The sequence below is a fragment of the Caballeronia sp. HLA56 genome (assembly GCF_054655155.1).
Genome location: NZ_BAAHOB010000003.1, coordinates 233412 through 251381, shown reverse-complemented (window position 1 = coordinate 251381; position 17970 = coordinate 233412). Strand labels below are relative to the sequence as shown.

Annotated in this window: 14 protein-coding genes and 1 pseudogene; 10 read left to right on the top strand and 5 right to left on the bottom strand. The window is 60.9% G+C overall.

What is annotated here, in order from left to right:
• Positions 1-103: 103 nt before the first annotated feature.
• The 5 genes from ACYQ47_RS13130 to ACYQ47_RS13110 all read left to right on the top strand — a co-directional run bounded on the left by ACYQ47_RS13130 (position 104) and on the right by ACYQ47_RS13110 (position 8239).
• Positions 104-892, top strand: a complete 789-nt coding sequence (locus ACYQ47_RS13130) for a DUF3304 domain-containing protein (protein WP_459905626.1) — start codon at positions 104-106, stop codon at positions 890-892.
• On the top strand, positions 885-3164 hold the full coding sequence (locus ACYQ47_RS13125) for a hypothetical protein (protein WP_459905625.1): 2280 nt from the start codon (positions 885-887) through the stop codon (positions 3162-3164). The genes ACYQ47_RS13130 and ACYQ47_RS13125 overlap by 8 nt, the downstream gene beginning before the upstream one ends.
• Positions 3165-3231: 67 nt before the next feature.
• On the top strand, positions 3232-3489 hold the full coding sequence (locus ACYQ47_RS13120; protein WP_459905624.1) for a PAAR domain-containing protein: 258 nt from the start codon (positions 3232-3234) through the stop codon (positions 3487-3489).
• Positions 3490-3491: 2 nt separating this feature from the next.
• The gene (locus tag ACYQ47_RS13115) at positions 3492-4763 is read left to right on the top strand and encodes a hypothetical protein (RefSeq protein WP_459905623.1); all 1272 of its coding nucleotides are present in this window, start codon (positions 3492-3494) and stop codon (positions 4761-4763) included.
• Entirely contained in the window at positions 4760-8239 is a 3480-nt protein-coding gene (locus tag ACYQ47_RS13110; protein ID WP_459905622.1) for an ImcF-related family protein, read from the top strand. The genes ACYQ47_RS13115 and ACYQ47_RS13110 overlap by 4 nt, the downstream gene beginning before the upstream one ends.
• Before the next feature lie 64 nt (positions 8240-8303).
• On the opposite strand, the gene ACYQ47_RS13105 is transcribed toward ACYQ47_RS13110, so the two are convergent.
• The 3 genes from ACYQ47_RS13105 to ACYQ47_RS13095 all read right to left on the bottom strand — a co-directional run bounded on the left by ACYQ47_RS13105 (position 8304) and on the right by ACYQ47_RS13095 (position 10318).
• Positions 8304-8756, bottom strand: coding sequence for a DUF4174 domain-containing protein (locus tag ACYQ47_RS13105; RefSeq protein ID WP_250527467.1), 453 nt, complete (start codon positions 8754-8756; stop codon positions 8304-8306).
• 89 nt (positions 8757-8845) lie between these two features.
• Positions 8846-9718: a glutathione-dependent disulfide-bond oxidoreductase gene (gene yghU / locus ACYQ47_RS13100; protein WP_459905621.1), complete on the bottom strand. Its 873-nt coding sequence runs from the start codon at positions 9716-9718 to the stop codon at positions 8846-8848.
• Between the two features lie 90 nt (positions 9719-9808).
• Complete coding sequence (locus ACYQ47_RS13095; RefSeq protein WP_244831823.1) at positions 9809-10318, bottom strand: DUF6622 family protein; 510 nt, start codon at positions 10316-10318, stop codon at positions 9809-9811.
• Positions 10319-10468: 150 nt separating this feature from the next.
• Here ACYQ47_RS13095 and ACYQ47_RS13090 point away from each other — a divergent pair, with 150 nt between their 5' ends.
• From ACYQ47_RS13090 to ACYQ47_RS13075, 4 genes are all read left to right on the top strand, one after another.
• Positions 10469-12178, top strand: a complete 1710-nt coding sequence (locus ACYQ47_RS13090) for a dihydroxyacetone kinase family protein (protein WP_459905620.1) — start codon at positions 10469-10471, stop codon at positions 12176-12178.
• 220 nt (positions 12179-12398) lie between these two features.
• A complete protein-coding gene (locus ACYQ47_RS13085; RefSeq protein ID WP_459905619.1) occupies positions 12399-13157 on the top strand; it encodes a flagellar brake protein in 759 nt (252 codons plus the stop codon).
• A 202-nt stretch (positions 13158-13359) separates the two neighbouring features.
• Positions 13360-13803 (top strand): DUF2231 domain-containing protein, encoded by a 444-nt coding sequence (locus tag ACYQ47_RS13080; RefSeq protein ID WP_244831820.1) that lies wholly within the window; start codon positions 13360-13362, stop codon positions 13801-13803.
• Positions 13796-15118 carry a PQQ-dependent sugar dehydrogenase gene (locus ACYQ47_RS13075; RefSeq protein ID WP_459905618.1) on the top strand — a complete coding sequence of 441 codons (1323 nt, stop codon included), beginning with the start codon at positions 13796-13798 and terminating at the stop codon, positions 15116-15118. The genes ACYQ47_RS13080 and ACYQ47_RS13075 overlap by 8 nt, the downstream gene beginning before the upstream one ends.
• Here ACYQ47_RS13075 and ACYQ47_RS13070 read toward each other — a convergent pair.
• Together ACYQ47_RS13070 and ACYQ47_RS13065 are read right to left on the bottom strand one after the other, a co-directional pair.
• Entirely contained in the window at positions 15115-16443 is a 1329-nt protein-coding gene (locus ACYQ47_RS13070; protein ID WP_459905617.1) for a type II toxin-antitoxin system HipA family toxin, read from the bottom strand. The genes ACYQ47_RS13075 and ACYQ47_RS13070 overlap by 4 nt on opposite strands.
• A 121-nt stretch (positions 16444-16564) precedes the next feature.
• Positions 16565-16754: pseudogene (locus tag ACYQ47_RS13065) on the bottom strand (helix-turn-helix transcriptional regulator); the annotation flags it as partial.
• Positions 16755-16986: 232 nt separating this feature from the next.
• Between ACYQ47_RS13065 and panS the strand changes: the two are divergent.
• The gene (gene panS / locus ACYQ47_RS13060) at positions 16987-17949 is read left to right on the top strand and encodes a ketopantoate/pantoate/pantothenate transporter PanS (RefSeq protein ID WP_459905616.1); all 963 of its coding nucleotides are present in this window, start codon (positions 16987-16989) and stop codon (positions 17947-17949) included.
• Positions 17950-17970 lie beyond the last annotated feature (21 nt).

The window sequence follows — 17970 nt, the reverse complement described above, 5'->3', positions numbered from 1 at the left end:
GCTGGTTGAACGCGGTTGTTGCAACCAAAAGTATTGCCCTATCTATCTGGTGGAATGGTGAACTAACGCAATCATGCGCATACGAATGAACCTTTCAAGTTTGATGAAACACATCTTTTTTTTGCTTGTGGCAACCGTCTTTCTTGCGGGCTGCGACTTCTTTTCTTCTGAGCCAGTGTATGGCGGGTTGAGCGCGGAGGGTATGAATTACACGCCGTACAACCTGACGGAGTTTGTGGTCCGTGACAAATACGGGAATCGAGCCAGTGGAGGCGGGGATCTGCCGCCAGGGTCAGGCGAAGGAAGAATAAGCTGCTGCTACAAGCTAAAGGGAACGGAGTTCACGGTCGAGTGGCAAGTCTATGACGCGGACGAGGCCGTAAAGGACCTGTACGCACCCATAAAGGAGATCAAAAAAGTAACCACGGTTCATCTTGATCCTGTGAAGAGGTCTGACCGGGCCGGCAACGACGTCTTGGCTGTGCACTTCTATCCAGACGACCATGTCGAATTCGAGTTTCGCAATGACTTTAGCGGCTCTCGATTTGACTATGCTGAAGTACATCATTGGTTTAAAACGAAATACGGCAAGGCTGCAAATCCAGACGATCTTGACTGGGCTGCCGCCTACCGTCGAACCACGCGTGTGGCTGTTCAAGGCTGGCTGAAATACCGCTTCACCGACTCGGTCGATCTTGAGCAGTACGTGTACTACACGTTGCTCGTCAATCCGAAGTTTGACGAACACCCGGCGGTGCAGCGCATCGTCATGGAGTCGAAGGGCAAGCCCGGAGCGTTTGGTCTTGCAATGCAGAGGCTGCCTGCAGATGTTGTGCGCGAGATTAAGAGCAACAAGTTTATCCATGCCGCAGGTGGAAGTAAGAATGGCTAATACGAACAAAACCGATCCCGCAGATCGCACGCCTCTTGAAGTGCTGGACGCAATTGGCGCCAACACGAAGGCTTATCCTTCCGATGACTGCATCCCATGCGGTGCGGTAATTCATATCGGCTTCTTTTTTGATGGATTCGGTCGACACCGTGACCATGATGACCCATCGACGTCCCGATATTCCAATATCTGCCGACTTTGGGAGGCGTACCGCGATAACAAAGATGAACGCAAAAAAGACCTGCCGAATCAGTTCTGGTATCCGCTCTACTACTCCGGCCTGGGCACGGACCTCAACAAAGAGGCCAGAGATGGCGAAATCGTATCCGCGCTGACGAGCAAGGTCTTGAGTGCGGCTCAAGGTCAGGTATCGAACGCAAAGAAGATTGGCGAGAAAATCACCGGTATCGACCGTCTCAAGCTCGATCCGAAGAGCGCCATTATCGACGGATTCAAAAAAGGTTTGGAGGAGCATTCCTATCGCCCTGTCGTGGATGCATACGATGGACTCGTCAAAGAGGCGAAGGCGTTGCGTACCAATGCCGGACGCGTCTTGCGCTTCTTCAGGACCGGCGCCGTGCTCGACCGTGGCCGCGCGGCCGGGCGCATCCTCGCCAAGGACGCGATGAAAAGCGGCCGTCAAATCCTTTTCGATCTCAGGAAGAATCCGTTGAAGGTTGGCTGGGCAGTGGCGGGCGAGCTGTTCAAATGTTCGTTCGACGTGGTTCCTGTTCTCAGGGACAACTCAGTGGTCGCGCGGCTTTTGGGCACCGGGGTCGAGCCGCGCCTTCAGGCGGCCAAGACCCAGTTTGAGAAAGCGATTGAGGACGCGAGGGCAAGGATGCCCAAGGTCCAGCACGTCAAGGTGTCTGTGTTCGGCGCGGATCGCGGTTGCGTCCTTGCGAGGGCCTTGCTGAATGACCTGAGCGCGACATACAAACATCCGAGCGAAGCCATACTGGAATACAAGATTCCAAAAGACCCGAACGGCGCGACGATTCCTATCGAGATCGTGTTCGTCGGTTTGCTCGACGCGGTGTCGTCGTTGGTCCAGGAGAATGCGCTGATCAGCATGGTGCCCTTGATCGGGGCAATCAAACAGAATTACGGCGACCAAATGCTTGGCGTGCCGCAGGCAGTTCAGCGCTGCGTTCACTTTGCCGCCGCGCACGAACTACGCTTCTATCAACGGCTCGACAGCCTGGAAAATACACGCGGCCTGCAATATCTTTATCCCGGCACCAGCGAAGACATAACTGGCGGCGCACCGCCAGGATCGCTCGGCGCGCGCGCGGAGCTTCAGCGCGTCGTCCTGCGCGACATGCTGAACGAGGCAATTTCTTATGGCGGGGCATTGGACTGCATGGAGGATTTGGCAAAGTTTAAACCTAAGACATTCCAAAAATTCACCTTGGCAAATCCCATCACTGACGGCCAGAACACGTACAAGATCTGGGAATTGATGAAGGCCTACCGTGAGATGGTGCCCTACGTCGCGCGTCTGAATTTTGTCGATCACATGCAGGTCTTTTTACGCTGGATGGCGGTTCGCTATACATCGTCCGAATTTCGCGCCACCGTGACCAACCAGTTCGACGCGCTGGCTGCAAAGCATGAAGCCATTCTGAAGGAACGCAACGACGCGACTGCTGCTTATCTCGCCTTGCGCAAGCAATTTCCGGTGCCGGATTCGATCACCTTAGGCAAGGCGCAGAACCGCATGGAGGCGGCAAGGAGCGCTGAAATGGAGGCGTTGCGCGACGCCAGCGCCGAGAAAGCGAGACCGTCGGTCGGCGTGTGGGAGCGTATCCAGGCGGAGTCGACGGACATGATCCAACGCGACACCGTTTTGGCCGGCATGCGCCGCGCGGTGAATCAAGCGCGCACCGGTGTACAGATCGGCGAACAGCCTTATGACGCGGACCCGGAGTTTGGCGCATCGATCATCGAGGAACACATGGACGCGATGATCAGCGCCGAGCAGCAAAGCCTGGTTCAGGCGTGGAAGATGGGGCTGTCGGGCAAGAACCCGCTTCCGCCCAAGGTCATGGCGCTGTTCGATCTTCTCGTGCACGACACCATGCTCACGAGCTGGCAGGACCATGTGCTGTCTTCCTCGCTTTATTTCCGGTTGCGCGGAGTCGATGCGTTCGGCTCGACCGACTACGAGGCCGAGGAGAAAGCGCGCAAGCGTACGGAAGAGAACGCGAGCCGCGCGTCGCAGATCAACCGTGGCATGAACCCCGCGCCGCGACCTCCCGCCCGTGTTTGAACGTGGCGGTCATGGCCATGTGTTGCGTAAGCCATGACCACTTGATTATTTCCTCCTCGGACCAGACATGCCAGGAATTATTCGCATAGGCGACAGCCATACCGGCGACGGCGCCGTCACGCAAGGTTCAGCAACCTGCGTTTTCATGGGACGCGCGGTTGCGCGCCTGCACGATCGTGTCACATGTCCCCGCCACGGTGACAACCGTATTGCTTCGGCAACCTCAGGGGCTTTCGATAACGGTTTGGAGATCGCGCAACACAACGACCGCTGCGAATGCGGTTGTCGTCTGATCTCGTCACTTCCAAATAGCGGCAAAAGCTAAGCATGGCGCTGGACCTGGATAACCTTCCACCGGAACGCGCCGAACCTGACGAGCCGCCATCGAGGTTCGTCTGGACGGTGGTCTTCTTCGTCCTGGCTATCGCCGGAATCTTCGGCGTGATGGCGTTGTGGCCGCGCGCGGAACCAATGCAGACGCCCTTGTTCTGGACTTGCCTTTTGCTATATCCAACGGGCCTCGCCGCGTTTGTCGTTTCACGTCGGTTCAGCATTCACGAGAGGCAGTGTCTCGATGCGCGGGACTGGAATGAGGCACGAAAGCGGTACAACGAAAAGTTGTTCGCACGCGAAAGCATTCCGATGGCCGTGCTCGCCACGGCCATCCGCGTAACGGATGACGAGACAGCGAAACTCGTGACAAAGATAGAAGAAAACGCGTTGACACTCGAGGCTCAGCCATCGGAGCTCATGGAGGACGCATCGGTAACGGCGCGGTGGCTCCAACCAGACGACGCGCTCTTCGCCGTCGACGACAAGGAGCGCCACGGCCTGCTGCTGTCCTGGCTCTTCGACCAACTTATCGGCGAACTTGCGGACCGTCTCGGGTCGCTTCCGGATGATTTTCCGCTGCGCGTCTTTCTCGATATCGGGGGCTATATCGGGGAGGCAGACGCAAAAACGACCTGGGAAGGCATATGGGCGCGTCATGAGTTGCGTCAGGCGGAAACGACGTACACGCTAGTGCCCGTTGATCTGATGACGGTCGATCAATGGCTCGACGATACGAGTGGCGCCTTGCATCTCTACGCGGTCCTGCTGATTTCGGTATCGCTTCAGAGCATGTTGGATGGAGCGCCCAACGCAGGCGAGGCCGAGGCGGGCGTCGCGCTTCTCGTGGCCTCGCATGGATTAGCGGCCGAGCATCGACTCATGCCCGTCGCGCACATGCATCGCCCGTTGAATTCGGCGCGGACCCATCTCGACAGCGCGCTCACACATGCGCTGCAATGGGCAAGAGCCGACGCGCCGTCGTTGGAGTCGGTCTGGATGACCGGATTCGACGGCGAATCGGTCGGGCCTTTGCACTCATCCCTGAGCCACGTTGGCGTGCGTGAGGCAGGCGAAGATCCGCTGACGGAATTCAATCTCGACGGCACGGTGGGACGAGCGGGGAGATCGGCCGACTGGCTCGCCGTAGCGTGCGGGGCGAACAGAGCGGACCGGTTGAGCGCGCCGCAACTCGTCGCCCGTAGCGCCGGCGAACACTTTCACATGGCTGTGGTGCAAAACAGCCGTAATAAGCAGAAAGACGAATGACTCGTAAATTCAAGCTAGACTTTTTAGCCACGCTATCCCTCGTGATCTTGCCCGGCATGCTGGTCTGGGTACGGCCTCAGTGGGTCGGGATCTCAGCTGACAGTCGTGGAGCTGTCATAGCAGCACTGTGCGCTATTTTCATCGTGCTATGGCTCGTGCTCAGTTATAGCGAAGCGTCGCGTGCGGCCGTGGCTTATCGCGCGGTGAAAGACTGGATGCTCAAACACGGCGGTGCGTCCGATGACGCCGCGCAGGGGGCCACGAAGCCAGGCGTTGGTGATTTCAGCGATCTCAGGCAATGGCTAGTCGAGCAGCACGGCTGGCGCTGGCGTTGGCGCGAGCGTTGGATCCTGGTTGTCGGCGACGGGGAAGTAGTTCGGCGCGTGGCGCCTACGCTCTTCAAGTTCGGGTATGCCAGCGCGGGAGGCGCGGTTCTTCTTTACGCGAAGCAGACAGACAGTGCCCCGGATGTGCAGCATCTCGCCGCGTTGCGCCGATTGCGCCGCCGCCGTCCAGTGGACGCGGTCGTTGCACTGACCGTCGCCCGTGCGACGGGCCACGATATGTTCGATGTTCAAAGCGTCTCGCAAGCGCTGGCACGTGTCGCGCGCGTGCTTCGCTGGTCTGCTCCGGTGTATTTGCTGAATGCGGAGCCATTGCAGGCGAGTCCGTCTCATACAGATGAGCCGCCGGTCGGGCTTACCTGGTCGCACTCGCGTATGGTTTCCGATTTCGTCGGCTCGGCACTACATGACCTCAGCGGCGAATTGGCAAACGCCGGGGTGATGCGTCTGTCGAAGAACCCTGCAGATCGATATCTGGCGGAATTGTCGCAGCACATAAGCAAAGCACGGGAATCGCTGAAGCATCTCGTGACAGGCGCTTCACGGTCGCACGATGCTATTCGCGGGCTTTTCTTCACACCGCTGGACATACCCGCGGGACCGACAGAGTATCCGCGCGAGGCCGCGCGCCACCACGCCGGTGTGCCCGAAGCGTCGAATCGAACGCTATGGCAAACCATCGCGAACCACAGTCGCAAAGCTTACGGCAGGCGCGTGGGCCTCTCGTCGTCGAGTGTTGCCGCATATCTCGTCAGCGCTGTCGCCGTACTATGGTTTATCGGCTCGATAATTTCCGGCATGTCGAACCGCGCAACCATGCGGGACGTTGCGTCGACGTTGAGCAAGGTTTCTTCGCCGCGCGACCAGACGCAAGCCTTGCTCGCCCTGGATGCTCTTGACAAACAACTCGACACGCTTGAAATACACCGCCAGCTCGGCGCTCCGTGGCTCGCTCGTTTCGGCCTGAACCGTGACGCCGCTCTTTATGAAGCGCTTTCCCCGGTTTATCAAAGCGTCGCCTCGCGCGTACTGATCGATCCGATCAAGGCAAGACTCGAATCTCGCCTTCAGCAACTCGCTTCCCTGTCCGATGCCGAAATCGCCAGCGGTGGCAACACACAGGTCCAGGCCGCGTACGACACGCTCAAGGCGTATTTGATGCTCGCCCATCCCGAGCATGCCGACGCGTCGTTTATCGCCACACAGTTGCTGACGACGAATGCGCCAGCGCGTCCGCAGAATGCGTCAGTGACGGCGGGCACTTGGGAAGACTTGCGCCAACAGGCCGTCTGGTTTTACGCGAGGCACCTTAAGCGCGGATCGGCGTCAGCCATCGCGCCTGAGATCACGCTTGTCGCGGCGACGCGGCAGACGATCATCGGCGTGCGCGGCATCCAGAATTCGACAGACGCGATCTATCAGCAGATCATCGACGAGACGAAACCGAAATATCCGCCGATGACGTTGGCAACCTTGCTCGGCGATCACCCAAGCCGAGGCTTGTTCAACACGAGCGCGACTGTTCCGGGCGTTTTTACGCGTGCCGCGTGGGACGAACGCATCCCAAAGGCGATCGATGAGGCGAGCGAACAGCGCGCGGTGACGGGCGACTGGGTGCTGTCTGACGCGAAACTTGATAACACCGCGCCGTCAACGCTCAAAACCGAACTCCGTCAACGTTACTTCGATGACTACGCGCGCGCGTGGCAGCAGTTTTTGAACAGCATTCGCTGGCAAAACGCTTCGTCGTTATCTGGCACGGTCGATCAATTGACGCTGCTCGGCGACCCGCAACGCTCGCCGCTGGTCGCACTAATGAACGCTCTCGTTTTTCAGGCAAGTGCGGACGCATCGACGCAATCAATATCGGACGCTCTGATTTCGAAGGCGCAACATCTTGTAGGCAAGGACGAAAAGGACCCGTCCAAGCAGATGCAGCCATCACTTTTGCCGCTGGCAAGCGCGTTCGGTCCTATTCTGCGTCTGACTGGCAGCGAGTTCGCAAGCAACGCACCCGCCAACACCAGAACCACGCTGCAACTCGTGAGCGATCTGAGCTTGGCTCGCTATCTTGAGCGTGTCACCGCAATGCGTTTGAAGACGCAACAAATGATGGCCAGTCCCGACCCCGACGGCATGTCGCGCGTCGCCGCTCAAGCCGTGCTACAGGGTAGAACGTCCGATATCGCCGATAGTCGCGATTATGCGAGCCGTCTCTCTGCGAGCTTGGGCGAACAATGGTCGGGTTTCGGCCGGCTTTTCGAAGCCCCGCTTGACCAGACGTGGCAAGTGGTCGTGCAACCGGCATCGTCCAGTCTGAACGAAGTCTGGCGCACATCCATCCTTGCTGACTGGAATCACAGCTTCGGCGGCCGCTATCCGTTTGCGGACTCCGACAACGATGCATCGCTGCCCGATATGGCGCACTTCATGCGCATGGACAACGGCGTGATAGCGCAGTTCGTCACGACGCAGCTTGCGGGCGTGATCGAACGTCAGGGCGACCGCTGGGTCGCCACGCAAGGCGTGAATCAAGGCACGCTCATGCTTGATCCGGCGTTTCTCGTCGCGCTCAACAAGCTCTCGCGCGTAGCAAGGGTCGTGTTTCCCTCTGGCGATGCGCGGGCGCGGTATGAACTACGCGGCGTGCCGACGCCGGGCATCACTGATTTGACGCTGGTGACATCGGGTCAACAGTTGCACTACTTCAATCAGATGGAGCAATGGGAGCCGTTCGAATGGCCGGGGCAAGTCCTGGACAACACCGCACAACTTCAATGGCAAACGGAGGCAGGCGGCGTACGCTCGACCATGTACGCACAAGGGCGTTTCGCGCTGATTCGTCTGCTCGAACGTGCGAAGGTCTCGCAACAAGATAACGCGCGTTATCTGCTCTCGTGGACGCCGGATCAGAGTCTTACGCCGCCGCTGTCGGTTCAACTTCGCGCGGAGACGGGCGCTGGACCGCTGGATGTGCTTGTGCTACGGCACTTCGCCCTGCCTGAGCGCATCTTCATGTCAGGCGCGGCCAAGCAAGCATCTGTATCGCCGGGGCGGACGCCACCACCGTTGCCGCCCCGCGCGCTTGCCGCCGCGCAGAAGATCGGCGTCGCGTTGCCGGACAAAGAATGACGACTTCGCTGGGATCAGGTCACGAAGCGTAAGAAGACTTCAACATGCATGGATCATACGGCGATCACGACTTCGGCGCGTTACCCGCTGCCTCTTGCTTACGCATCGGCATGCCGTCGATGGTCGTGAACAATTCGCGCGATGCAATCGGCTCGCGCGATTCGAGCTTCACGCCGCCGTCCTTGCCAACGAGCACCGCGCGAAACGCGCCGGGTTTGACGCCGTATCGTCGACGCAATGCATCGGCGGAATCGCTTGCGCCTTGCACGTCGTTGCCGATTACTTCGATCACTTGCAGGTCGCGTTGCGTGTAGCCATCGCTCGCATCCTGAACCGATGCGCGTTGCTTCGCGAGTGCGGCGGAACTGACGTCATCGGCGAAAACGACGAGCAGACGCTTGTGCCATGTGTACTGTTCGATGGAAGATATTGCCGCGCTTCCGGCTGCTTGCGAGGTATTGGTCACGCCCAAGAGCAGGCTTGCAGCGACGGTTGCGGGAATGAGATAGCGGTTCATTGGCGGCTTCCTGTGCGGTTTATTTTCGTGCACGCAGGAAGCGCGCCAACGACGTTACAGCCTTCGTGCGCAAGCACTTGACCAAAAATCTACTTAACCGCGAGCTTGTCCTGCGTCTTCGTTTCAAAGTCGCCAGCATCATGCCGCTCATGCAACTGGGTCGAAAGCTCGCCGAAGGTCCGGTTCACCATGCGGCCGCGTTGCACGGCGGGACGCGCACCGATCGCATCGGCCCAACGTCGCACATGCTCGTATTCATGCACGGCGAGAAACTCGGCGGCACTGTAAATCCAGCCATTCACGAGACCGCCGTACCACGGAAAGATGGCGATATCGGCGATGGTGTATTCGTCGCCCGCAATGTACCGGCTTTCCGCAAGCCTCCGGTCGAGCACGTCGAGCTGACGCTTCACCTCCATGGCGAAGCGGTTGATCGGATACTCCATCTTGCTCGGCGCATAAGCATAGAAGTGACCGAAGCCGCCGCCAAGATACGGCGCGCTGCCCATCTGCCAGAAAAGCCACGAGAGACACTCGGCGCGTTCCGCCGCGCTGGTCGGCACGAATGCGCCAAACTTGTCCGCGAGATACAGGAGGATGGCGCCGGATTCGAACACGCGCACGGGCTTGGGGCCGCTGTGGTCGATCAGCGCGGGTATCTTCGAATTGGGATTGGCTTGGACGAAGCCGCTGCCGAACTGGTCGCCGTCGCCGATCTTGATGAGCCAGGCATCGTATTCCGCGCCACTGTGACCCGCGGCGAGCAGTTCTTCCAGCATCGCCGTGACCTTGACGCCGTTGGGCGTGGCAAGCGAATAAAGCTGCAGCGGATGCTTGCCGACCGGTAGATCCTTGTCATGCGTCGGCCCCGCGATTGGACGGTTGATGCTTGCAAACTGCCCGCCGCTTTCCTTGTCCCAGGTCCAGACCTTGGGCGGTACGTATTCGGGTGAATCGCTCATGCTGCAGCCTCCTTCGCGTCAGGTTTTCAATGTCGCCCGAGGTTAGCAGGTCGGGTAAAAACCTGCTCGACACGAAGGAGGCTCGGCCGTTCAAGCGTGCAAGAAGCGGTGCGCCTGCAGCGCTTTCCAGTACGTGATGAAGCGTCCCGCGAACATCCCGGCGACGACGCCAGACACGAGTGCGTCGATGGACGCATAGGTTCCGAGGAGCGCCGCATCCGTCACCGTTGCCATCTCGAAGCCGAGCCAGAACTTGGCGGCGAAGATGGCGAGGATCAGCAAGAGCGGCACGACCGAACCCGGCAGCGTGACGGTGCGCGCCACCATATCGACGGAAAAGCGCGTGCGCGTCGCGTTGAACACGCCAGCCGCGATGCCCGCAAAAATCCCGACGATCCACGCGCTCACCGCAAAGAGGCTCGCGTGCGGATTGTGAGCCAAATGCACGAGGCCGAAGCCCGCGAAGATCAGCGGGATGATCGCCAGCTTGGACAGCGGCGTGGTACCGCCTTTCATTGCCTTCACGCCGCGCGAAATCAGATAAGCCAGCAGCAGCCAGACCCAGACCGGCGTGCCATGAACGATCATTTGCAGTGTCATTTTCGTTTCTCCTTCAGTCGGATGATTCGTTGTCGAGCAGATGAAGGCATCGTAGAGCGGCTGAATTAAAGAAGAATGAGAGCGCGCGAGCGTTCGCGGCGCGGTCGTTTAACATGGTCGCCATCGCTCGAACGCGTCAAGGAGACTGCCATGAAGAAGCTCATCAACAATCCCGCCGATGTCGTGCGCGAGATGCTCGAAGGCGTCGCGCGGCAGTCGCCGCATTTAGCCATCCTCGGCAATGAAAACGTGCTCGTACAGCGCGCGCAGCACGAGGCGAAGGACCGGCAGGTCGCCGTCATCTCGGGCGGCGGCAGCGGTCACGAACCCGCGCACGGCGGCTATGTCGGCGCGGGCATGCTGAGCGCGGCGGTATGCGGTGAAGTCTTCACCTCGCCGCCCACGGATGCCGTGCTCGCCGCGATCCGCGCTTGTGCCGGTCCGCGCGGCGCGGTGCTGATCGTGAAGAACTACACGGGCGACCGCCTTAACTTCGGTCTCGCGGCGGAACTGGCGCGCGCGGAAGGCATTCCGGTCGAAGTGGTCATCGTGGCCGACGATGTCTCGCTGCGCAAACAGGCCGCGCGCAATCAGCGGCGCGGTATCGCGGGAACCGTGCTCATCCACAAGGTCACGGGCGCGGCCGCCTCGCGCGGATCGTCGCTCGAAGAGGTCGCGGCGATCGCGCGCCATGCGGCGGCCAATCTCGGCACCATGGGCGTCGCGCTCGATGGCTGCACGCTGCCGGGCGTCGAAAAGTCCAGCTTCACGCTCGCCGACGACGAGATCGAACTCGGTCTCGGCATCCACGGAGAAAAGGGCGTGGAGCGCACCGCGCCGCTTCCCGCCGACCAACTGACCGACGTTCTGCTCACGAATATCGTCGACGATCTCGCGCTCGAAAGCGGCGAGCGCGTCGCACTGCTCGTGAACGGCCTTGGCGCGACGCCGCAAATGGAACTGGATGTCGTGTTGCGCGCCGCCTTCGACAATCTGTCGCGGCGCGAGATTCACGTCGAGCGTGCATGGTCGGGCACGCTGCTGTCGGCGCTCAATATGCCGGGCTGCTCCGTTTCGCTGTTGCGTGTCGATGACGCGACGCTCGGTCTGCTCGATGCCGCGACTGAATCGCGCGCATGGCCGGGCGGCGGCGCGGTCGGACGGGAAATCCGTATCGCTATGGCGGCCGATACCGTCGCGGAGCGGCCCGGAATCGCGCGGGAAAGCGACGGCGGCTGGGCGCGGGTCATCGAGCCGGCGCTTCAGTCGGTGGCGCGTGCGCTGATCGACAACGAACCGCGCCTGACCGAACTCGATTCCCTCGCCGGCGACGGCGATCTCGGTGCGAGCATGAAACGCGCGGCGGACGCGATCCTCGGCGTGCCGGGATCGGCGCTCGGCACGCCGGACGGCGCGCTTGCCGCGCTCGGCGCGTCCTTGCGCCGGGCGATAGCGGGAAGCTCCGGCCCGTTCTACGCGACGGCGCTCTTGCGCGCGTCGCGCCATCTCGCGGGAGTCGCGCAACCGAAGCCGGCCGATTGGGCCGCCGCGTTCAGGGAAGCGGTGCAGGCCATCAGCGACCTGGGCGGCGCGAAGGCGGGCGACCGCACCATGCTCGACGCGCTGTTCCCCGCATCGGCGACATTCGAAGCGGTATTGAACGAAGGAAAGTCCGCGCGAGACGCCTGGGAAGCGGCTTTATCGGCCGCTGAAGAGGGCGCGCAGGCCACGGCGAGCATGACGCCTCGGGCGGGTCGCGCAAGCTATCTGGGCGAGCGCGCCGTGGGTTCGCCCGATGGCGGCGCGGTCGCGGTGACGTTCTGGCTCCGCGCGCTCGCGCCGCATATCGGCGTGCGGTGATCCGCCGCGCGCGGCCGTAACGCGAGGTCCGCGTAACGTAGCAAGCGCCCATCGCTTTGGTTTCCTCATGCCGCCCGAGCCTTGCCCGGCGCGGCTTGCAGGCGATCGGCGACCGTGCGCCGCAATTGGCACGGTCTCTGCATTGTCTGGTGTGCACCGTAGCGCTAGCAACCTGAGAGGCTTGGCGCTAATAAAAACCAGACAACGCACGGATAACAAGATGATTGCCGCCACCCTCCCGAGTCTCGACGCCGACCGTACCGCGACCCTTATCGACGAATGCTATGCGCAGCGCCATCCGTTGCAGATTGCGCTTTGCCTGCGCAGCCTTCTGTCGCGCGGCGACTTTCTCACCGTGGAATTCGAAGGCGGGCAGATCGTGACGCAGGTCCTTGACGTCGATTCGCGCAGCGCGCGCTTTGTCTTCGATCTCGGCTGCTCGGATTCCAGCAATGCCGCGCTTGCCCGCGCGGATGCCCTGACGTTGCGCAGCCAGCCATCGGGCATCCAGACGGAATTCACGACCGGGCCGGCCGTAAAAGTGCTTTTCGATGGCCGTCCCGCGTTCGAAGCGCCGATGCCCACGCTGCTGTATTACGTGCAGCGGCGGCAGTATTACCGGGTCGAGACGCCGCTCGTTAATCCGTTCGTCGCGCACGGGCGTGACGAAGCCGGCAATGCCTTCCACTTCGACGTAAAGAACCTTTCGCTCGGCGGCGTGGCCTTGCGTGTCTCCGATGACCGCATCGAAACCGCCGAACGTGGCGGAGTCTGGCGAGGCGTCACCTTGCGGATGGGCGCATTCGGCGAAGTGAGCGTCGACCTCGAGATCGCCGCGCCGCGTTACGAACTCATGCAGACCGGCGAGCGCCGCGCGATTCTCGGTTGCCGCTTCATCGACCTGAGCGGCTGCGCTGAGCGCGCCTTGCAGCGAACCATTACGCAGCTCGAACTGAAGCATCTCGGGCGCGGCGTCTGAACCCGTGACACACCGATAGCCGACTGTCACCTGACGGCACGCTTGCAAAGTGGCGAGCGTGCACGTTGTCTAATCGATCATGTAAGCGTTCCCCAAAATCGGGCATGTGATGTGCTGTTCATACGGAGTCAGAAGGCAATGCACGCCGCCTTCCGCAACCGATGCACGGCCCACTGCCTAATCTTTTTTGGGGTACTCACTCATGAGCACGACCAGCCTGAGATATCGATCGCGGACGGCGACAGCCCTCTTCGATCTACTCAATCCCATTCCCTACGGACTCTTCGTCGGGACGCTGATTTTCGACATCATCTTCGTCATCACCGCCAACGTGTTCTGGGCGAAGGGCGCCGCGTGGCTCGTCACGACGGGGCTCATCCTCGCGATCATTCCGCGCTTCATCAATCTCGGGCATGTGTGGTTCGGCTCACGCCACGTCGTCACGCGCACCGAGAAGCTCGACTTCTGGCTCAACCTGCTCGGCATCATCGCGGCGGTCGTCAACGCGTTCGTGCATAGCCGCGACGGTTATGGAATCGTGCCGCTCGGCGTGATTCTTTCGGTTATCACCGTGGTGCTGTTGAGCGTTGGACATATCGCGCTTGCCTTCGACAAATTCGGCTTCCAGGAGGCGGCTCGTGACTAAGCGAACCACTTTGACGAGCGTTATCGCGCTCTCTATTGCTGCACTCTTTGCGGGATGCAACGAGCACGCCGAATACGACAGCGCGCATCAGGCTGGCGCGAATCCGCCACTGCCTACCGCCAAGAGCTTCTTTACTCCGCCGATGCAAGTCCCGAAGTTCGCGGGCTGGAAAGACAACGAAACGCCCAAGGTCGCGGACGGACTGAAGATCGAGAAGATCGCGTCTGGCCTCGAGCATCCGCGGCAGGTGTATGCGCTTCCGAATGGCGACATTCTCGTGGCCGAATCGGGCAGCCCGAACGCGGAGCCGGTCACCACGCCGAAGCAGTTGATCGCGGGCATGGTCCAGAGCCGCTCAGGCAAGGAATCGAAGGGCGCGAACCGCATCACGTTGCTCAGAAAGCGTGGCGATGGCAGCGGGGAATGGGAAAAGCACGTGTTCATCGACCATCTGCATTCGCCCTTCGGCATGCAGTTGATAGGCGACACGCTCTATGTCGCCGATACGGACGCGCTGCTCAAGTTCCCGTACACGACGGGCGAAACGAGCATCTCGGCGGAAGGCGTCGAGCTCGCCGATCTGCCTGATCGCGTGAACCATCACTGGACCAAGGCGCTGCTCGCGAGCCGCGATGGCAAGAAACTTTATGTGGGCGTCGGGTCGAACAGCAACGTCGGCGAGAACGGACTCGACGTGGAGTATCGGCGCGCGAACGTGCTTGAAGTGGATGTCGCGACCGGCGCGAGCCGTATCTTTGCGGCAGGCATTCGCAACCCGACCGGCTTGCAATGGGAACCGAAGACGGGGCAACTCTGGACCGTGGCCAACGAACGCGATGAGATTGGCGCGGACCTCGTGCCGGACTATCTGACTTCGGTAAAGGATGGCGCTTTCTATGGCTGGCCTTATAGCTACTACGGCCAGCATGTCGATACGCGCGTCAAGGAGCAGCGTCCCGATCTCGTCGCAAAGGCTATTCCGCCGGATTACGCAATCGGTTCGCACGTCGCGCCGCTCGGGCTGATGTTCTATACGGGCAGCAATTTGCCGGCGCAGTATCGCGGTGGCGTGTTTATCGGCGAGCATGGCAGTTGGGATCGCTCGCCGCTGTCGGGGTATGCGGTGACGTATATCGCGTTCGAGAACGGCAAGCCTGTAGGCACGCCCAAGCCCGTGGTAACAGGCTTCGTTTCCGATGATGAGAAGGAACTGCGCGGCGCGCCTGTCGGCCTAACTCAGGACAAGGACGGCGGACTCGTCTTTGCGGACGATGCCGGCAATACCGTGTGGCGCGTGACGGGCGCGGGCGGCTAGCCTGCGAGCTTGTTGCAGAGACGCCGCATGCCGTTGAAAATCGCTTCGGCAATGTCCATCGGGAAGTCGCGGGGCAGCACGCTCGCGACTTCATCGACGACTTGTTCGGTGCGCGCCGTGACTTCGGCGATCAGCGCTTCGACTTCCGGCGCGGCGAGTCCGACTGTGCGCCCTTGCGCGATCCAGTGACGCGGCAAAATCTCGGCGATGACGTAATGAATGTTCTTGCCATGCACGGCCATGGCGAGTTTCGCGCGCTGCGCGGCAAGCTGATTGCGTCCCCGTCCGATGATCGGATGCGCGGACAGCACGTCATAAAGCGGCGTCGATTCATAACGATTGCCGGGCAGATGCGCGATGCTGAAGTTCTTCGCGTGACCATCGGTGGCGGCGAGCAGCCAGAAAACCAACTGCGCCATGAAGAAGTCGCGCCGGTCGTCGGCCGCGCGCCCCGAGCCCGACAGCACTTCCATGACATGGCCGATTCCCGGTCCGCCATCCGCTTCGTACTTTTGTAGCGCGGGCGTGCCGGTGGCCTGACACATATCCTCTTGCGGGAGCCGCAAAATCCAGCGCTTGTCGCTCGACAGACGGCGATCGAACCGTTCGACGACGAGCACTTTCTGTTCTTCGAAGACTTCGATCTCGCACCGCGCGATAGCCAGCCCGAATGCCGCGACGATCTTCGAGCAAAGCCATTCGTTCTCCACCGATGTCCGCATGTCCGCTCGCATGTTGCCGACGAGCCCAAGCGGCAATTTGAAAATGTGCGTGGTCGGCGTGCTGCCCTCGGGCAATAGCCACTGCTTGCCGCGCCGAAGCAGGGCGGTCTTTTCTTGCGCGCCTGCTATCGAGAGACGCAGGTCGTCGAGCGGTTCGTGTTGTCCGAGTTGCGGCGTGGCGGTCGTTTCGCGCAGCAGCCGGGCGATCTGCGATTCGCTCATCGCGCGTCCCGTTATGCTTTCGAGATCGACCGGCGTCTCTCCGGGCGGCAGCATTTGAAGGGCGCCGACGCAGTCGCGACCCAACTGTGCGAGCAGCTGAAACGGCGCCGTGCCGCCCGTTCGATAACGCATGGCAATGCGACGGCGGATTGGCTCGCTGTCGGGCAGAAGGTTGTCGAAAAAGTTCGCGACGACTTGCCCGCGATACGGCTGATTGCCCGGCGTGAACGGCAGCGACAGCGAGAGAGGACGGCCTTGCGGGTCGGCAATCCACTCATCGCGATAGACGAGGCGCTCGCCACCGGTGCTGGATTCCCAGTGGCCGACGGGCAGTCCGTTCATCCAAAGGTCGAGCCGGTTCGGGTCGGTGCGGCGCGCCATGCTTACCAGTTCTCCCGCTTTTTCGCGGCTCTGGCCCGCGCCGACGTTGCCTTCGCCGCGATTTTCTTCGTGATGGGCGGGGCTTCGTCCGCTATGACGCCATCCGTCAGCATCATCTCGACGCCCAGCACGCGCAAGACTTTGAACATGCGCTCCATGCTTGCCGCAGCGGGATTGGCTTCCAGTTGCGCATAGGTCTGCTGCGTCACGCCCAATTGCGCGGCCATGCTTGCCTGAGTCAGCCCGGCGGCTTTGCGAAAGCCTTTGAGAATGGGCCGCAATTGGCTGAGCGTCTTTACCGGATAGTCCACGAAGATCCCTACAGTCTTAAGACTGTTAAGCGTTTCTACAGTCTATGACCTGTTAAAGCAAAAAACAAGTTTTAGACTGTAAATAGTAAAAACAGCCTAAAACCTGTTTTTCGAAAAAGTCTGGCCCAATTAAGCATTTTCAGAAGACCTTAGCCCGTGCCGGTTAAAATTCGACGTTTTTCGCCCGCATCGACAGACCACGACACGCCACGACATTCAAGGACCGCCTTTCATGCTTGCCCGCATCACCCGCCTGTTTCCGCTCTGGGCCGTTCTGGTCTCCGTTGCCGCCTACTATTCGCCTTCGTCCGTCACGGGCATTGCGCCGCATGTCACCACGCTCCTGACCATCATCATGCTGTCGATGGGCGTAACGCTCTCCGTCGACGACTTCCGGCGCGTCTTCACGCGCCCCGCGCCGGTAATCGCGGGCATCGTGCTGCATTACCTCGTCATGCCGCTTGCCGCGTGGGTTATTGCAAAGGCGTTGCACATGCCGCCCGATCTGACGGCGGGCATGGTGCTGGTTGGCAGCGTGGCGAGCGGCACGGCGTCCAACGTCATGATTTATCTGGCGCGCGGCGACGTCGCCTTGTCGGTGACCATCAGCGCGCTCTCGACACTCGTCGGCGTGTTCGCGACGCCGCTGCTCACGCGCCTTTATGTCGATGCGTCGATCTCGGTCGATGTCCACGGCATGTTGATTAGCATCCTGCAGATTGTCGCGCTGCCTATCGTGGTCGGACTTATCGTGAATCATCTGTTCGAGAAGTTCGTGCGCAAGATCGAATGGCTGCTGCCGCTCGTGTCGATGGTGTCCATTTTGCTCATCATTGCCGCCGTGGTTGGCGGGACGCAAAAGAGTATTGCGTCGGTCGGGCTCGTGGTCGCGTTCGGCGTGGTGATGCATAACGGCATCGGGCTCCTGAGCGGCTATTGGGGCGGCCGCTTGCTCGGCTTCGACGAGGCCGTGTGCCGCACGCTCGCTATCGAAGTGGGCATGCAGAATTCAGGGCTCGCGGCCACGCTCGGCAAGCTCTATTTCACGCCGATAGCGGCCTTGCCCGGCGCCTTGTTCTCCGTGTGGCACAACCTCTCGGGCTCGATGCTCGCGGGTTATTGGGCTGGCCGTCCGGCGAAGGGTTCGACACGCGATACGGATACGGCCGCGGTCGTCGCTGCAAAACGAAACTGACTTGCACGTTGCGTGGTGCGC

What these genes read in the sequence shown, in the direction of transcription:
- ACYQ47_RS13070 (WP_459905617.1), bottom strand. Translation starts at nt 16,443, where the DNA reads ATGGCGCGCCGCACCGACCCGAACCGGCTCGACCTTTGGATGAACGGA.
- panS (WP_459905616.1), top strand. Translation starts at nt 16,987, where the DNA reads ATGCTTGCCCGCATCACCCGCCTGTTTCCGCTCTGGGCCGTTCTGGTC.
- ACYQ47_RS13110 (WP_459905622.1), top strand. Translation starts at nt 4,760, where the DNA reads ATGACTCGTAAATTCAAGCTAGACTTTTTAGCCACGCTATCCCTCGTG.
- ACYQ47_RS13125 (WP_459905625.1), top strand. Translation starts at nt 885, where the DNA reads ATGGCTAATACGAACAAAACCGATCCCGCAGATCGCACGCCTCTTGAA.
- ACYQ47_RS13095 (WP_244831823.1), bottom strand. Translation starts at nt 10,318, where the DNA reads ATGACACTGCAAATGATCGTTCATGGCACGCCGGTCTGGGTCTGGCTG.
- ACYQ47_RS13080 (WP_244831820.1), top strand. Translation starts at nt 13,360, where the DNA reads ATGAGCACGACCAGCCTGAGATATCGATCGCGGACGGCGACAGCCCTC.
- yghU (WP_459905621.1), bottom strand. Translation starts at nt 9,718, where the DNA reads ATGAGCGATTCACCCGAATACGTACCGCCCAAGGTCTGGACCTGGGAC.
- ACYQ47_RS13120 (WP_459905624.1), top strand. Translation starts at nt 3,232, where the DNA reads ATGCCAGGAATTATTCGCATAGGCGACAGCCATACCGGCGACGGCGCC.
- ACYQ47_RS13085 (WP_459905619.1), top strand. Translation starts at nt 12,399, where the DNA reads ATGATTGCCGCCACCCTCCCGAGTCTCGACGCCGACCGTACCGCGACC.
- ACYQ47_RS13115 (WP_459905623.1), top strand. Translation starts at nt 3,492, where the DNA reads ATGGCGCTGGACCTGGATAACCTTCCACCGGAACGCGCCGAACCTGAC.
- ACYQ47_RS13130 (WP_459905626.1), top strand. Translation starts at nt 104, where the DNA reads ATGAAACACATCTTTTTTTTGCTTGTGGCAACCGTCTTTCTTGCGGGC.
- ACYQ47_RS13105 (WP_250527467.1), bottom strand. Translation starts at nt 8,756, where the DNA reads ATGAACCGCTATCTCATTCCCGCAACCGTCGCTGCAAGCCTGCTCTTG.
- ACYQ47_RS13090 (WP_459905620.1), top strand. Translation starts at nt 10,469, where the DNA reads ATGAAGAAGCTCATCAACAATCCCGCCGATGTCGTGCGCGAGATGCTC.